We start from the raw sequence: 15,791 nt of genomic DNA, 5'->3' as shown, positions 1-15,791 counted from the left end.
CACGCGGCACCGAGGTGGCCGCGCCGGAACCCGGCGGGGCCGGTGGCCCCGCCGGGCGTCAGGGGTGTCGCGGACGTCAGGCGGTGGCCGGCCTCCGGTCGACGACGGTGCGGAGCTTGCCGCTGGTCGGGGTGCGGTCGAAGGCGCTGATGGGGACGGTTTCGACGGTGCAGGTGAGGAGCGACTCGGCGGTGGCCGAGGCCAGTTCGGGGACGGTGGCCAGGAAGACGTCGAGGGCGGCCTCCGGGGCGGGGGCGTAGCGTTCGTCGAGGCGGACGGTGAGGTGTTCGCGGACGGGGTCGGCGTCCACGAGCAGTTGGAGTTCGCCGCGGTAGCCGAGGTGTTCCTCCGCCACCGCCATGAGCCGGCGGACGTTGAGGAAGTAGGTGCCCACCCGGACGACGTCGCCGTACCGGCCGAGGAGTTCGATCCGGAGGGTGTGGCTGCCGCACGGGCAGGGGCCGTCGACGCTGCGGCCGAGATCGCCGATCTGGTACCGCTCCAGGCGCTGGCCGGCCCGGGTGCGGGTGGTGAAGACGAGGCGGCCGGGCTGTCCGGCGGGGACGGGCCGGTCGGTCTCCGGGTCGAGGATCTCCAGGGTGTGCAGCTCGGTGAGGACGTGGTGGACGGAGCCCTCGGCGTGGGTGCACTGGTAGCCGAGCGGTCCGAGGTCGGTGCTGCCGTACGCCGCCGAGCGGATCGACTCGACGCCGAACTCCTCGGTGAGCACCCGGCGCTGTTCGGCGGTGAAGTGCTCGCCGCCGTAGAACACCTTGCGGATCCCGCCGTAGGCGCGCAGCACCGCGCCCTGGTCGTGGAAGAGCTGCCAGAGGTAGGAGGGCATGCCGAACACGGTGTCCGCCCGGTGGGTGACGAGCGCCTCGGCGGTGGCGGCGTGGTCGGGTCCGGCCGCGATCGGCAGCTGGGTGGCGTTCAGCCGTTCCAGGATGGAGAAGAAGCTGATGAAGCTGCCGTACATGCCGCCGCAGTAGAAGAGGTTGGCGGCGCGGTCCCGGGCCGGGTCGAAGCCGGCCGCGAGCAGGCCGTTGGCGCCGGCCCGCATCTGGGTGTCGTAGTCGGCGTTGGTGAAGACGGACAGTGCCGGCGCGCCGCTGCTGCCGCCGCTGCGGAAGTACAGGTGGGCGTGTTCGGGTGCGAGGGTGCGCAGTTGCTCCTGGACGCCCGGCTTGTCGAGCAGCGGCCCGCCCGGCGCGGCGGGGAGGGCCTGGGGCCCGGCGAGGTCGTCGAGGCAGGCGGTGGTGGCGAAGGCGGCGCCGGTGCGGACGGCGACCCGGCGGCTGTAGCGCTGGAGCGCGTAGACGCCGTCGTGGGGTTCGCCGTGGTAGCTGTCGAGCATGGCGCCGACCGGGGTGACCCGCAGGACGCCGGCGGCGAGCACGGCCTGCGCGAGCCGGGCGGTGTCGGCCCGGTCGGCGCCGATCGCGGCGGTCTGCAGGTAGCGGCGCATCGGCCGCAGCACGGCCATGACGGAGGCGCGGGGCAGCGGCTTGACCCAGATCGAGCGGTTCAGCGGGGAGGCGGCGAGGGCCGGGCGGGTGTCGGCGAGGACGCGCCAGGAGCCGTCCTCGGCGGCGAGGACGCGGGTGAGGCCGAGGTGTTCCTCCAGCCGGGCGAGCAGTTCGGCGGTGGTGATCTCGGCGTGCTCGGCCGGGTCGAGGACCGGGCGGGGCGACGCGGCCGAGGCGGCGGCGAGATGCGTGGCGAAGCGGTCCGCGAAGGCGAAGACCTCGGTCTCGTCCTCGGTGTCGAGGTAGACCACCTGGGGGCTGGAGCAGGCCTGCTGTTCGAGGCGGCAGACGTCGGCGGCGAGCGCGTCCAGGGTGGCGGTGTCCGACCAGGCGTCGCGGGTCAGGTAGGCGAACGAGATCCGGTGGCCCCACTCGACCAGCCGGCAGCCGGACGGCACGAGTTCGGCGACCGAGCGGACGGCCTCCTCGCCGCCCCAGACGGCCACCGCGTCGGCGGGCTCGCAGAGCAGGCGCAGCCAGTCGGTGCGGCCGGAGGGGAAGCGCAGGGCGACGGTGCGCCGGGCGATCGCCCCGGTCGGGTCGGCGTCGGCCAGTGCGGCGAGCAGGTGCTGCGCGAGCAGGGTGTCGCCGCTGCTGGTCTTCAGCACGTTGAGGTTGCCGGTGAGCAGGCCCTCGACCACGCTGAGCGGGGCGACCGCGGCGGCGTTGCCGGGGGCGATGTGGACCAGCAGGCCGACGGGTGCCCAGGCCTCGAAGACGGTCTCCCGGGCGTCGGGCCGGACGAGGCGTTCGGGGCGCAGTGCGCCGAGTTCGCGGCGGAGCTTGCGTTCCAGCGCGGGCCGGTCGACCGCCCCGGCGATCTCGTCGAGGAGGGCGGCCGCCTCCTCGGCGTCGAGGCCGTCGGCGGCGAGTTCGGCGAGCAGACGGGACCGGACGGGGTCGCCCGCGGAGCGGAGGGTGTCGGCGAGGCGGGCGCAGGCGTTCAGCACCGTCTCGGTGGGCAGCGGTTCGGCGAGCACCTCGGCGGCCAGCGCGGGCAGGTCGGCGAGCCGCCGGGCGGCCTCCTCGTCGTCGACGAGGGCGCCCTGCCAGTAGTGGGGTGCGGTGGTCACGACATTCCCTTCAGGAGTTCGGCGGCGGCGGCCGCGCAGGTGCGGTTGCGGCTGGTCCCGGCACGGCCGTGGACGGTGAACCACGGGGTGGCCAGCGGGCAGGGGCACGCGTCGCCCGGGTGCAGCGAGGCCAGGTCGCCCATGACGACGCTCTGCGCGGGCACCGAGGTGATGTACGGGGAGACCAGGTGCAGGAAGCCGGGCTCGCCGTACGGCAGCGGCTCCAGGGTGCGGGTGTCGCGGACGGCCACCCGCGACCAGACCGGGGCGTGCAACCGGTGGTGCCCGCACTCGATGTACGGCACGCAGTGCTCGACGGAGCCGAAGGTGTCCCGGATCCGGTCGGAGGGGATCCCCAACTGCTCGGTGACGGCGGCGTGGAACGCGTCCTTGCCGATCTGCCGGTCGGTGTGGCCCTTCCAGCCGCCGCCGAGCAGGACGAGGGAGCCGGCGGGCAGCTGCAGCGGCGGCAGGCCGAGGGCGCGCATCCGCTCCAGGGTGAAGTGCAGGAAGGCGGGGAAGCCGAGGATCCGCACGGGCAGCCCCTCCTCGGCGTACCGCTGCAGGGCCTCGATGCAGCCGTGGACGTCGAACTCGTGGCCGCTGCCGGTGTGCCGCAGGGCGTGCGCGGTGCGGTGCGCGGGCGCGAAGTCGCACAGGTAGTTGTCGGTGAAGGAGGTGCCGAGCTTCAGCCGCGGTGCCGGTTCGTAGCTGTACAGGAGGTAGTTGACGGGCTGGTCGGGGGTGATCCAGCCGTAGTGGTCGAAGATCCGGGCGACCATGCGCTGGGCGGAGCGGATCGTCCAGGTGTCGAAGAACATCTGCGACTTCTGGCCGGTGGTGCCGGAGGAGGTGAGGTGCAGGAACACCTCCTCCCGCGGGATCGACAGCACCTCGTGCCGCTTGAAGAAGTTGGCGTGCACCAGCGGGGTGCGGACGTCCGCGCCGACGGTCGGGGCCGGGGTCTCGGCGGGCCCGGCCAGCAGCGAGCGGAGGAACGGCGAACGCTGCGCGTGCCAGGCGTTGGTCTCGGCCATGGCGGCGGCGAACAGCGCGTCGGCGTCCGGTCCGGCGGCGTACGGGTCGGCCAGGTCGCACAGCTGCTGCAGGTGCGCGAGCGCGGCGGGGTCGGGGACCTCGACCGGTGCGAGATGCGGGTTCGGGGCAGGGACGGTCACGGGGCAACCTCGGGAAGGGTCAGGTAGGTCGAGGTCCAGGCGGTCAGGTACGACTCCAGGTACGGCCGCAGCCGCGGGCCGGCGGCCGTGGCCCGGAAGTCGATCTGGCGGCTGGTCCGGGACAGCACGACGTAGTCGTGGAACCGGTCGCCGATCCGGCGCATCGCCGGGTAGACGGCGCTCGGGATGAATCCGGCGGCGAGGAAGGCGTCGAGCGCGGCGGTGTCGGCCAGCGGCAGCAGCGTCTCGACGTAGTCGGCGCCCGCGCGGGTGACGGCCGCCATCAGCGGCTCCAACGCGCCCGCGACGGCCGCCGGGGACGGGTGCACGGCGACCAGCGAGCAGCTCGCCGCGACCGGGTCCAGGTCGGCGTACGCCTCGAAGGCGCCGTCCGGCGGGGTGAGCACGGCGTTCGGCAGGTGCAGCGGGAAGAACCGCGCGCCCGGGTCGGGGAAGAGCTCCAGGAACCGGCGGCGGACGAAGCCGGGTGCGGTGATCAGCTCCATCGGTGCGGTCGCCGGCGCACTCCGCCCGGCCGGGCGGGCCGGGGCCGCGGCCGCGCGCGGGCGGCCGTGGTCGAGGCCGGTGCTGCGCCGGGCCGCCTCCAGCAGCGGCAGCAGGGCGCCCGGGACGGTACCGACGGTCTCCCGCCGGGCCAGCACGCCGTCGGCGTGCCGGGCGAACAGGGCGAGGCTCTCGCAGCCGGCCACCTCGACCGCGTTCGGCAGCAGGCCGAGGGCCCGGAAGCCGTGGCGGACGAAGACCTGCTGCGGGCCCGGGGTGACCACCCGGACGGTGGCGTACACGGAGTCCAGCACGCCGCTCGCGAAGGCGTCCGCGCAGACCGCGGCGGTCAGCCGGCCGGCCAGTCCGCCGCCGCGTTGCTCGGGGTGGACGGCCAGGCCCACCAGCTTGCCGATCCGGCTGCCCGGGTCGGTCTGCACCGCCACCGATCCGGTGAGCCGGCCGCCGTCCTGGCGGGCCGTCAGCCAGTGGGTGTGCGGGTCGGCGATCAGCCGGCGCATCTCCTCGGGGTCACTGCCGAGCGCGACCGGGTAGCCGTGGCCGTAGACGTCGAAGTAGAGCTGCCGCAGCTGGGCGACGTCCTGGGGTGCCGCGGGGGCGATCGTCGAGGTCACGCAGCGCCCCCGATCGGGCCGGCGTCCGCGATCGGACGGGCGTCCGCCGACGGTTCCCGGTGGCCCGTCCACCACAGCGCGGCGGCGACCGGCAGCACGCCGAGGGCCTGGACGAGGCAGAGCGTCCGCGGCGACAGGTGGTCGCCGAGCGCGCCGAAGAGCAGCGAGGACACCGGGAGGACGGCCCCGAGCAGGGCCTGCATCACCGCGAAGAAGCCGGCCCGGTCCTCGGCCGGCACGGTCCGCTGGAACAGCGCCACGAACCGCACGCCGATCACGCCGACGCACCAGCCGGCGACGGCCATCGCGGCGAGTGCGGTGGCCCGGCCGGCGGCCAGCCCGGGCAGGGCGAGGGCGGCGGTCATCAGGCCGAGGCAGCCCGCACCGATCGCGGTGGGCGCGCCGGGGAGGCGGCCGCCGGTGGCCGAGCCCGCCAGGGTGCCGAGGCCGAGGGCGGCCTCCAGTGCGGCGACGGTCGTGCCGTCGGAGTGCAGCACCCCGCGGGTGTACAGCGGCATCACCACGAAGACGGCCGTGGTGAACAGGTTGGCCGCGGTGAAGCAGAGCAGCACCCGCCGGACGAAGGGCAGGTCGGCCAGGATCCGGCGCAGCGGTCGCCGTTCGGCGCGGGCGCCGGCGTCCGCGGCCGGGGCGGCGGGGAACCGGGTCGCGCCGATCAGTGCGGCGGCGAGCAGGTAGGCCCCGGCGCAGCCGGCGACCACGCCGGGCAGGCCCGCGGCGTCGACCACCAGCGGTCCGAGCAGGCCGCCGGCGAGTCCGGCGAGGGACTGGGTGGCGAGTTCGAAGCCGGTCGCGGTCTCCAGATCGGCGTCGTCGACCAGGTCGGGGACGGCGGTGGTCAGGCAGGGGTCGAAGACGGCCTGGCAGCCGGCCAGCAGCAGCGCGGTGCCGTAGGCGAGGGCGGTCGGCGGGGTCGCGGCGTACGTCCAGCCGGCGGTGGCGAGGGCGGCCAGCCCGGCGACGGCGGCCGCGGTGCCGAGCACCGTGCGGTGCGGGCAGCGGTCGACGATCGCGGCGACCAGTGGCACCAGGGCGACGGCGGGCAGGGTGCTGACGGCGAGGAAGGCGCCGGAGGCGAGGCCGCGGTCGGGCCCGGCGGCGTAGCCGACCAGCCACCAGACCGCGCCGACCTGGAACATCCGTCCGGCGGCCTGGGTGAGCACCTGGGCGGCCCAGACGGCGCCGAAGCGCCGGTTGCGCAGGACGAGCGGCAGACGGCGCGCGGCCCTCCCGGCGAGCCGGGCCGGGTCGGTGCGCCCGGTCGTTCCGGTGGCGGTCATGAGTGCGGCCGTTCGTCGAGGACGCGGATCAGCTTGCCCGTCCGGGAGTTGACGGCGAGTTCGTGGTGGCGCACCCAGTCGACGGAGAGCGGGTGGACGTGACCGGCGGCGACCGCCTCCGGGTAGAGCGGCCGGGCGGTGTGCACCGCCCGTTCGACGGCGGCGGCCGTCGCGGCGAGGCCGTCGGGGCCGCCGTTCCCGGCGAGGCGCAGCACCAGGCCGTCCCGGCCGTCCCGGCGGCGCACGACCAGTTGCACCCCGGTCACCAGGCCCGCGGTGTCGGCGGCCCGGACGAGGTCGAGCACGTCCTCGGTGTACAGCGACACCGGGCCGACCCGGACGCCCTCCTGGGCACGACCGAGGATGCGGAACCGGCCGGCGGAGGCGTCCGTCCACGCGGCGCGGTCCCCGACGGGGTAGCGCAGCACGGGCATCAGCCGCCGCCGCAGGTCGGTCACCACGACCCGGCCGGGCACGCCCGCTTCGGTGATCGGCTCGCCGGTGTGCTCGTCCAGGATCTCGACCACGGTCTCCGGGGCGAACACCCGGTGCACCCGGGTGTCCTCGCCCGGGACGGGGCGGCCGAGCAGGCCGGCGTCGACGGCGGCGTAACCGACCGACGACACCCGGGCGTTGGGGAACGCCTTGCCGAGCAGCGGTTGCTGGTCCTGGAAGAGGCCCTCGCCGCCGAACAGCAGCAGTTCCACGTCCGGCAGTTCGCGGCCGTCGGCGAGGAGGTGGTCGGCGAGCGCGCACAGCGTCGTCGGGGTGCCGGCGACCACCTGGGCGGCGAACTGCTCCAGGGTGCGGACGGTGGAGGCGAGCGGCGCCGCCCCGCCGATCGGCAGCCGGACGTTGGCGACCGGGGAGTGCTGCAGTGCGTCGAGGACGAAGGTGTGACTGGCGTACAGGTCACCGGCGTAGAAGAGGTCGGCGACGCGGTGGCCGGGGCGCAGGCCCGCGTCGACCAGCCCGCTGCCGAAGGAGGTGGTGAACTCCCGCCACTCCTCCCGGCTGTAGAAGGAGAACTTCGGGGCGCCGGTGGTGCCGCCGCTCTTGAAGACCACGGCCTCGGTGAGGGGGCCGGTCAGCAGCCGGTTGTCGCGGGGCGTGTTCGCCCGCCAGAACTCGGCCTGCGGGACGACCGGCAGATCGGTCAGCCGCTCCGTCCGGTCGGGCAGGCCGGCGTACAGCTCCGCGTAGAAGGGTGAATTGCGGCGGACGAAGCGAATGAGTTCCGCTGGTGGGTGAACGGGCATCGATTCCTGCTCTGGGCATGCGCGGGCGGAACGGGTCGCGGGGGTGGTGCGATCCCGCCCCGGACGATCGGGTGCGACGGATTGCGGTCGGCACTCCGCAGAGGTCGGGCGGGTGCGGATCGTCGAAAAGTTGACGTGAAGTAAGGAGCGTATGGCTTCCCGCTCGATGAAACTGAGGCTAGCACCTTCATCGGCCTTTGGATTCCAACCGCAAGGCCCCCGGGAGGGCGGTTCGGGCGGTGATCTGAGCCCCGGTCAGGGGTGATTCGGGCACGTCGCAATGGCGTGGTGAGATACGTCTCAGGAGGCAATTTCCGGTTGAATGGGAAACATTTCAGGTGCGCTCGCCGGATTCCGCTAGGGATGCCGGAATTGCCACCCGCCGTTCGGCGGGGACGGCATCCGCCGACCGGCGGGAGCGCCGCCGGGGCAGCGGATCCGAAAGCGCACCACGGGCTCGCTCCGGCTGGCAGGCTGTCCCGGACGGCACGTCCAGGAGGGGGCTGGGATGGGCATCGGTGGACCGCCGCGGCAGGACGGGCAGGCCCCGCCCGCGCCGCCCCTCGACCCGGAGCTGCGGGCAGCGCTGGCCGCCTCGGGAGCGGCCGCACGCGAGCGGGTCACCCCGGAGAACCTCGCCGCCGTCCAGCGCCGGGACGCCGGGGCGCGGCCCCGGCCGACCCTCCCGGAGCTGCGGGCGGACGGCCGGTTCGAGGCGGCGGAGCTGACCGCGCCCGGCCTGAACGGCGGTCCCGAGGTGCGGCTCGTCCTCGCCCGGCCCGCCGGCGTGCCCGGACCGCTGCCGCTGCTGTACTACCTGCACGGCGGTGGCATGGTGATGGGCAACGCCCGGTCCGTCCTGCCGCGGCTGCTGCGCGAACTCGCCCTGCCGCTGCACCTCGCCGTCGTCTCCGCCGAGTACCGGCTCGCGCCGGGGACCCGTTACCCAGGACCGCTGGAGGACTGCTTCGCCGGGCTCGTCCACACGGCCGGCCGGGCGGTCGCGCTCGGCCTGGACGCGGACCGGATCGTCCTCGGCGGCAAGAGCGCCGGCGGCGGCCTCGCCGCGGCACTCGCCCTGCTGCTCCGCGACCGCGGCGGCCCGGCGCCGATCGGCCAGTTGCTGCTGAGCCCGATGCTCGACGACCGCGGCAGCACCTTCTCCAGCCACCAGATGGCCGGCGTCGACACCTGGGACGCGACCTCCAACGCCACCGCCTGGCGTGCCCTGCTGGGCGACCGGTACGGCACCGTAGACCTCCCGCCGCACGCGGCCCCGGCCCGCGCCACCGACCTGTCCGCGCTGCCGCCGGCCTACCTGGAGGTCGGCTCCGCCGAGACCTTCCGCGACGAAGCGGTGGCCTACGCCGACGCGATCTGGCGGGCCGGCGGCGAGGCCGAACTGCACGTGTGGCCCGGCGCCTGCCACGGCTTCGACGCGCTCGCCCCGCAGGCCGCCCTCAGCCGCGACGCCCGCGAGGCGCGCCGCCGCTGGCTGCGCCGGATCCTCGGGGCCTCGGGCCCCGGCAACGGCAGTGCAGAATGACGGCGGGACGCGGCCCGGAGGCGTGCTCCGGGCCGCGTCCCGCCGATCGGCCGGTCACCCGTCGGAGCGCGCCGCGACCGCGGTCCGGCCGGCCCGCACCGGACGGGCGGCAGTCGCCGGCCCCGCTTCCGCGGACGGTCCCGCCTCCGGAGGCGGCGTCGTCCTGCGGGGTGCGAGCAGCGCCGAGACGATGCCGAGGGCGGCCAGCGCCGCACCCACCCACAGCGCCGGCTTGAAGGCGTCGACGAAGGCGTCGGGCGTGCCGTAGACGCCGGGGCCGGTGAACACCGCCGCGAGCACGGCCACGCCGAACACGCCGCCGAGTTCGCGGATCGCACTGTTCGCCCCGGAGGCGACGCCCGCCTCCTGCGGCGGGACGGCGCCCATCACCGCGTTGGCCACGGTCGGGAAGCACATCGAGGTGCCGACGCCGGCCACCGTGAGCGCGATGCTCAGCTGCGCGTACCCCATGCCGGGGTCGGCGATCGCGGCGACCCAGCCGAGCCCGGCGGCCTGCAGGGCGAGCCCGGCCGCCATGAACGGCCGGTTGCCCCACCGCTCCGAGAGGGCGCCCGCGAGCGGTGCGACCACCATCGGCGTCGCCGTCCACGGCAGGATCCACAGGCCCGCGGCGAGCGGCGAGTTGCCCAGCCCGATCTGCAGGAACTGCGACATCAGGAAGAGCGCGCCGAACAGCGAGGCGTACATGAAGAAGCTGACGCCGTTCGCGGTGGAGAAGCCCCGCAGCCGGAAGAGGCCGAGCGGCAGCATCGGGTAGCGGGCCCGCCGCTGCCGGGCGAGGAAGCAGGCCACCAGCACCGCTCCGGCCAGCAGCGAGAGCACCACCTCGGCGCTGCCCCAGCCGGCCGTGTCGGCCCGGACGAGCCCCCAGGTCAGGCCGAGGAAGCCGGTGCCGGCCAGGGCGAGACCGGGAAGGTCGAGGCGGGGCCGCGGGCCGAAGCTCTCGGTCAGCCGGCGCAGCGCGAGCGGGGCCAGCGCCAGGCCGATCGGGACGTTGAGCCAGAAGATCCACTGCCAGTCGAGGCCGTTGGTGACGGCTCCGCCGACCACCGGACCGGCGGCGACGGCCAGGCCCGCGATGCCGCCCCAGAGCCCGATCGCGGCCCCGCGCTTCTCGGCCGGGAAGGCCTGGCTGATCAGGGTGAGGGTCAGCGGCATCACGATCGCCGCGAAGCCGCCCTGCACCGCGCGGGCCGCGATCAGGGCGCCCACCGAGGTGGAGAGCGCGGCCGCGGCGGAGGCGGCGGAGAAGCCGAGCAGCCCGACGGCGAACATCCGCCGCCGGCCGAACCGGTCGCCGAGCGCCGCCCCGGTCAGCAGCAGACAGGCGAAGGACAGGTTGTAGGCGTTGACCGTCCACTCCAGGTCGGTGAGTTTCGCGTCCAGGTCGACCCGCAGCACCGGCAGCGCGGTGGTGACCACCAGGGTGTCGAGGGCGACCATGAACAGGCCGAGGGACGCCAGGACGAGGGTCCACGTCTGGTGCGGCCGGCCGGCGGCCGGGGCGGCGGACCCGGGGGCGTACGGGGTGACTGCGGAGGGCATGGGAGGCGCTCCTTGCGGATCGGGTGCCGGAATCGGTCTCACTCGACCGACGGACGGCCGGGCGCCGGATCGACAGGAAACGTCGGAGAATCTCCCGGAACGGAAGAATTGTCCGCAGAGGTGTCGATCCGGTCGGGCGCCGACCGTCGACATGACGGGAGGGCCCGGCCGGCGGGCCCGATCGAGAAGGGATCGCGTCATGGCGCAGTACCTGATCCTGGTCTACCGCGACGAGGCCCGGGTGGCCGCCGCCTCCGCGGACGAATGGGAGGCGGCGCTCCAGGACCACCTCGCGTTCCAGGAACGCAACGCGGCCGCCCTGCTCGGGGCCAACGCCCTGCACCTCACCGAGACGGCCACCTCCGTCCGCCCGGACGGCTCCGGCGGCTTCGCCGTCACCGACGGGCCGTTCGCCGAGACCAAGGAGGCGCTCGGCGGCTACTACCTCGCCGAGGCCGCGGACCTGGACGAGGCCATCGCCCTGGCCCGGCAGGTTCCTGCGCACTTCGGCGGCGGCGTCGAGGTCCGGCCCGTCCGGGTGTTCGACTGACGGGGCCCGATGGGCACCGACCCGGCGGTCGCCGCTGCGGTCGCCGACGCGCACCGGCACGAGTGGGCCTTCGTGCTCGCCGCGACGGCGCGCGTCACCGGCGACCTCGACCTGGCCGAGGAGTGCGTGCAGGACGCGTACGCCAAGGCGCTCACGGTGTGGGGCGACCGCGGCATCCCGCGGCGCCCCGGCGCCTGGCTCACCACCACCGCCCGCAACCGGGCCACGGACGAGCTGCGCCGCCGCGCCGCACTGCGCCGGACGCTGCCGCGCCTGCTCGACCCCACCGCGGCCCCCGGGGCGGACGGGCCCGTCGTGCCGGAGCCGGCCGAGGAGGGGGAGGAGTTCCCCGACGACCGGCTCCGGCTGATCTTCACCTGCTGCCACCCGGCGCTCGCCGAGGAGGCCGAGGTCGCCCTCACCCTGCGGCTGCTCTGCGGCCTGACCACCGCCGAGGTGGCCCGGGCCTTCCTGGTCGGCGAGAGCGCCATGGCCGCCCGCATCACCCGCGCCAAGAAGAAGATCGCCGCCGCGCACATCCCCTACCGGGTGCCGCCCGCCGCGGAACTGCCCGAACGCATCGACGCCGTGCTCACCGTCGTCCACCTGGTCTTCACCACCGGCCACACCGCCCCCGCCGGCGACGACCTCGTCCGCCGCGACCTGGTGGAGCGCGCCGTCGACCTCGCCCGGATGCTGCGCACCCTGCTGCCGCAGGACGCCGGGGTCGCCGGACTGCTCGCCCTGATCCTGCTGACCGACGCCCGGCGCGAGGCCCGATCGGCCGAGGACGGACGGATGCTCCTGCTCGCCGAGCAGGACCGGCGGCGCTGGGACCGCGCGCAGATCGACGAGGGCCTCGCCCTCGTCCGCGAGGCGCTGCGCCCCCGGCCGCCCGGACGCTTCGCCCTGATGGCGGCCGTCGCGGCCGTCCACGCCGAGGCACCGAGCTGGCAGGAGACGGACTGGCGCGAGGTGGTCGCGCTCTACGACCTGCTGGTGCAGATCTGGCCGTCGCCGGTGGTCGCCCTCAACCGGGCCGTCGCGGTCGGCTTCGCCGCCGGCCCGGCCGCCGGGCTCGCCGCACTCGACGCCCTGGCCGCCGAACCGCAACTGGCCGGCTACGGCTACCTCGCCGCCGCCCGCGCCGACTTCCTGCGACGCCTGGGCCGCACGGCCGAGGCGCGGCTGGCGTACCGGGAGGCGCTGGTGCTCACCGCGAACACCGTCGAACGCGACTTCCTGGCCGACCGGCTGCGCGCACTGGACGCCCCCGGCCCGGCCTGAGCGCCGCCGGGGCCGGGCGCCGTGCGGTCAGCGGAGGCAGCCGGCGATCCGGACGGTGGTCCGGGCGTGCGCGACGAGACCGCTGTCCGGGTCGGTGGCCGCGAAGTCGAGGGTGTAGTCGCCGTCGGCGAGCAGCGGGACGGTGAAGCGCCCGGAGCCGCCGGTGCCGAGGGTGACCGGGCCGCCCGGTCCGGTGATCTGCCAGAGGGTGTGCTGCGGGTCGGTGATCGGCCGATCGCCCGGCCGGGTGCGGGCCGTGCCCGTGAACGTCTCCTCGCAGCCCCGGTGGAGCGTCCCGCCCTGCTGCGGTGCGGTGACGGCGACCACCGGGGGCTGCGGCCGGACCGAGGCGCTGCCGCCCGGCGCGGGCGCGGTGACGGTGCTCGCGCCCGGCCGCGGCGTGGTGCCGGGCGTGCGGGAGGGGCCGCCGGCCGAGGGCCCGGCCGTGGGCGTGCCGGCGGACGCGGCCGGGCCGGGCGAACCGCTCGGCCCGGCCGTCGCCGGGGTCGGCGGGCCCGGGACGGTCGGGACGTCCCAGGAGGGCAGCGGCACGGCCGGGGTGGCCGCGGTCACCGTCGGGCCCGGCCGGGTGGGCGGGGCGTCGACCGTGCCGCAGACCGCGACGGCCGTGATCTGCTGGCTCGCCGGCACGGTGGCGCCGCGGAGCTCCTGGTCGTCCGCGCCGCGCGCCCGCGCGTCGAAGTAGCCGTTGCCGGTGAGCTCTTCGCGGCTGCGGTGCTCGATCCACACCGAGTTGTGGAACTGGGTGCCGGCGGTCTGCTCGTTGCGTCCGGCGAGGTGCCACTCCCGGACGACGTGTCCGGAGCTGTCGGGCGGCGGTCCGTCCGCGGAGGCGTACAGCAGGCCGTCGCCGAAGTACGGCTGCGGACGGGCACCGCCGCCCGCGGCGGCCACGGTGAAGCCGAAACCGCCGCCCACCGCGAAGGTCTTCTTCGGGCACCGGACGGTGAGTTCGGCCGTGCCGCCGGCCGCGACGGCGGCCTGCGCGGTCACCACGGAGACGTCCTTCAGCTTGGCACAGATCGCCCGGACGCCGACCGCGTAGTTGGCCTGAGGCGGCTGCGGGTCCTCGATCCTGGTCCGGCGTTCGGCACTGTCGCTGCTCTGCAACGGGTAGGTGCGGGACGCGAGTCGGGTCCCGGGATTGACCGAGGCCACCCAGGAGAACGGGGCGGTGCCGGAGCCGTCGAGCGGGGCGAGCCTCTCCAGCGGCAGCGGGGCCGCGCCGTGCCCGGTGACGGCCCGGTCGGCCCGGAACTCCATGCCGGTCATGGTGAATCCGGGGACGCAGGTGTCCGTGCCGAGCGCGGAGCCGGCCAGCCCGGCCCAGGGGCCGTCCGTGGTCAGGTCGTGGATCCGGCCGTCGGCACCGGCGGTCACCTTGTCCACGCGGTCCCGGAAGGCCAGCGCCCGCCGGGTGTAGCCGCCGCGCGGCGCGAACTCCACCGGCGCGTTCACGCACAGCGCGTACACGGTGAGGGTGACCGGCGCGCTGCCCGGGTTGTACGCGGCCGCCAGCCAGGCGCTGCTGCCGATGAACTCGCTGGTGGTGGCGTACCCGGCGCCGTCGACGGCGTACCCGCCGCCGAGCGCCGTCTCGTTCGCGGCGCACCCCGCCACCGCCGTCCGCTGCCCGCCGGCCTCCAGCGCCACCTGCGCGTTGCGCTGCACCACCCGCAGCTGCGGCTCCGTCCTCGCCCACCACACGCCGGCGCCGACCGCGCCGGTGAGCACCAGGGCCCCGGCCGCCACCGCCGCGGCGGTCCTGCCGCCCAGCACGCCGGCCGCTCCCGTCCGGACCGCAGAACCCATCGCCGCCGCCCCTCCGCCCCGTTCGGGGCGTCCCGCGCCATCAGGACGTGCCGTGCCCGGCCGCGCCGGCCCGTGGAAGTGCCCTCGTGCCCCACGCGCCCCGGCGCACCCGTGCCCGTGGGGACGTGCTCCGCGGGTGTGCGAGGGGACGGCCGGCACAATGTAGCGCCGCCGCAGGGCCGCGCCCAGGGTCCGCACAACGCTTTCCGTGCGGGACCCCGGACGGCGGACGGTCAGCGGTGGGCGAGGGCGAGCAGGAGTCCGCCGTCGGCCGAGGCCGGCAGGTCGAGGGCGGCCGCCACGTCCGGCGGGAGGTCGCGCAACCCCAGCAGGCCGGCGGTGAGTTCGGCGGTGGCGCGGTGCCAGTCGCCGGCCCGGCGCAGCAGGGTGTGACCGCTGCCCGCCACCCGGTAGCCGGCCGCCCGGGCACCGGCGCCGCGCGCCCGGCCGGCGAAGCGCAGGGTGGCGTCCGGCGCGGTGACCCGGTCCAGGTCGCCGTGCAGCATCAGCAGACGGCGGCCGGTCAGGTGCTCGCACGGCTCGTCCTCGGGGCACCAGGGGGCGAGTGCGACCACGCCGGTCACACAGGGGTGCCCGCCGGCCCGCAGGGCGGCGCGGCCGCCCATCGAGTGGCCTATCAGCACGGTCGGTACCGGGCCGAGTTCCTCGGCGAGCTCCTCCAGGGCGGCGAGGGTGTCCCGGGCGGCGTCGGCGCGCTCGCCGTTCCAGCCGCGGCAGCGGTAGCGGACGACGCCGACCGCCACCCCCGCGCCGGCGGTGGCCTTCTCCACGGCCCGGGCGAAGGGACGCATCCGCAGCCCGGGCAGGTTGACCGGGCCGGGCCGGTGCAGGCCCGCCTCCTGGCCGCCGTGCAGCACCAGCACCGCGGCGGCGGGTGCCTCGGGCCGCTCGCGCCACACCAGCGCCCGGTGGCCGGGTGCCCCCAGGGCCGCCTGTCCGTCCATCGCCGTCACTCCTGCTCAGAGCCGAGGCTGTCACTGTACGCGGCGCCGCGGAGCGGCCGGGAGGACGGCCCGGCCGCCGCCGGGGCCGGCGGGTGCGCCGTCCGTGGACCGTTCGGCGTCCGTCCCGTCGGGGCGGCCCCGCGGCTCGTAGGGTTGGGGACGCCGGCCGGCCGCGCTCTTGGCCGGCAGCCGTCCGACGAGAGACCGTCACCCCCGAAGGAGAGGCCATGCCTGACGCCCCCTCGATCCCGCCCGCCACGGGCGCCCCCGTCCGGGCCGAGATCGGCGTGATCGGCGGCTCCGGCCTGTACGCGCTGCTCGACGACGTCACCGAGGTCACCGTGCAGACCCCGTACGGTCCGCCGAGCGACTCGGTCTTCCTCGGCGAGGTGGCGGGCCGCAGCGTCGCCTTCCTGCCGCGGCACGGCCGCGGGCACACCCTGCCGCCGCACCGGATCAACTACCGGGCCAACCGTGCGACACGAGGTCGCTCCAGAGAAGTGAGTGCAGCTGCATGAAGGAGGTGCCGAGCGGCTGAACTTCGGGCCAGTGTCCAGGGCCCGTC

The 15,791-nt window shown here is 75.9% G+C and carries 11 protein-coding genes and 1 pseudogene; 4 read left to right on the top strand and 8 right to left on the bottom strand.

Translation table 11 applies throughout. The features are described 5' to 3' along the window. Positions 1-76: 76 nt before the first annotated feature. Genes AB0442_RS18350 through AB0442_RS18330 form a run of 5 tightly spaced genes read right to left on the bottom strand, consistent with a single transcriptional unit; the run spans position 77 to position 7,479 of the window. Positions 77-2,602 carry an acyl-CoA reductase gene (locus AB0442_RS18350; protein ID WP_366163985.1) on the bottom strand — a complete coding sequence of 842 codons (2,526 nt, stop codon included), beginning with the start codon at positions 2,600-2,602 and terminating at the stop codon, positions 77-79. After that, on the bottom strand, positions 2,599-3,780 hold the full coding sequence (locus AB0442_RS18345; RefSeq protein ID WP_366163984.1) for an acyl-protein synthase: 1,182 nt from the start codon (positions 3,778-3,780) through the stop codon (positions 2,599-2,601). Before AB0442_RS18345 ends, AB0442_RS18350 begins: the two co-directional genes overlap by 4 nt. Beyond that, positions 3,777-4,919, bottom strand: coding sequence for a GNAT family N-acetyltransferase (locus AB0442_RS18340; protein WP_366163983.1), 1,143 nt, complete (start codon positions 4,917-4,919; stop codon positions 3,777-3,779). The genes AB0442_RS18345 and AB0442_RS18340 overlap by 4 nt, the downstream gene beginning before the upstream one ends. Then, complete coding sequence (locus tag AB0442_RS18335; protein ID WP_366163982.1) at positions 4,916-6,220, bottom strand: MFS transporter; 1,305 nt, start codon at positions 6,218-6,220, stop codon at positions 4,916-4,918. The genes AB0442_RS18340 and AB0442_RS18335 overlap by 4 nt, the downstream gene beginning before the upstream one ends. Further along, the gene (locus AB0442_RS18330; protein WP_366163980.1) at positions 6,217-7,479 is read right to left on the bottom strand and encodes a phenylacetate--CoA ligase family protein; all 1,263 of its coding nucleotides are present in this window, start codon (positions 7,477-7,479) and stop codon (positions 6,217-6,219) included. Before AB0442_RS18330 ends, AB0442_RS18335 begins: the two co-directional genes overlap by 4 nt. Positions 7,480-7,987: 508 nt before the next feature. Between AB0442_RS18330 and AB0442_RS18325 the strand changes: the two genes are divergently transcribed. Beyond that, on the top strand, positions 7,988-9,025 hold the full coding sequence (locus AB0442_RS18325) for an alpha/beta hydrolase (protein WP_366163978.1): 1,038 nt from the start codon (positions 7,988-7,990) through the stop codon (positions 9,023-9,025). A gap of 54 nt (positions 9,026-9,079) precedes the next feature. Here AB0442_RS18325 and AB0442_RS18320 read toward each other — a convergent pair whose 3' ends face one another. Continuing rightward, positions 9,080-10,591 (bottom strand): MFS transporter, encoded by a 1,512-nt coding sequence (locus AB0442_RS18320; RefSeq protein ID WP_366163976.1) that lies wholly within the window; start codon positions 10,589-10,591, stop codon positions 9,080-9,082. Between the two features lie 199 nt (positions 10,592-10,790). On the opposite strand from AB0442_RS18320, the gene AB0442_RS18315 reads away from it, so the two are divergent. After that, complete coding sequence (locus tag AB0442_RS18315) at positions 10,791-11,141, top strand: YciI family protein (RefSeq protein WP_366163975.1); 351 nt, start codon at positions 10,791-10,793, stop codon at positions 11,139-11,141. A gap of 9 nt (positions 11,142-11,150) precedes the next feature. Then, a complete protein-coding gene (locus tag AB0442_RS18310) occupies positions 11,151-12,428 on the top strand; it encodes a sigma-70 family RNA polymerase sigma factor (RefSeq protein ID WP_366163973.1) in 1,278 nt (425 codons plus the stop codon). A 27-nt stretch (positions 12,429-12,455) separates the two neighbouring features. On the opposite strand, the gene AB0442_RS18305 is transcribed toward AB0442_RS18310, so the two are convergent. Together AB0442_RS18305 and AB0442_RS18300 are read right to left on the bottom strand one after the other, a co-directional pair. Then, entirely contained in the window at positions 12,456-14,261 is a 1,806-nt protein-coding gene (locus AB0442_RS18305) for a hypothetical protein (protein WP_366163971.1), read from the bottom strand. A 233-nt stretch (positions 14,262-14,494) separates the two neighbouring features. Next, entirely contained in the window at positions 14,495-15,226 is a 732-nt protein-coding gene (locus AB0442_RS18300; RefSeq protein WP_366163970.1) for an alpha/beta fold hydrolase, read from the bottom strand. Between the two features lie 227 nt (positions 15,227-15,453). Here AB0442_RS18300 and AB0442_RS18295 point away from each other — a divergent pair. Next, positions 15,454-15,699, top strand: a pseudogene (locus tag AB0442_RS18295) (5'-methylthioadenosine phosphorylase); the annotation flags it as partial. Positions 15,700-15,791 lie beyond the last annotated feature (92 nt).

Source organism: Kitasatospora sp. NPDC085895 (assembly GCF_040702125.1).
Taxonomy (GTDB): Bacteria; Actinomycetota; Actinomycetes; order Streptomycetales; family Streptomycetaceae; genus Kitasatospora; species Kitasatospora arboriphila.
Note: the sequence above shows the minus strand (reverse complement) of the source record. Positions and strands in the feature narration are given on the sequence as shown.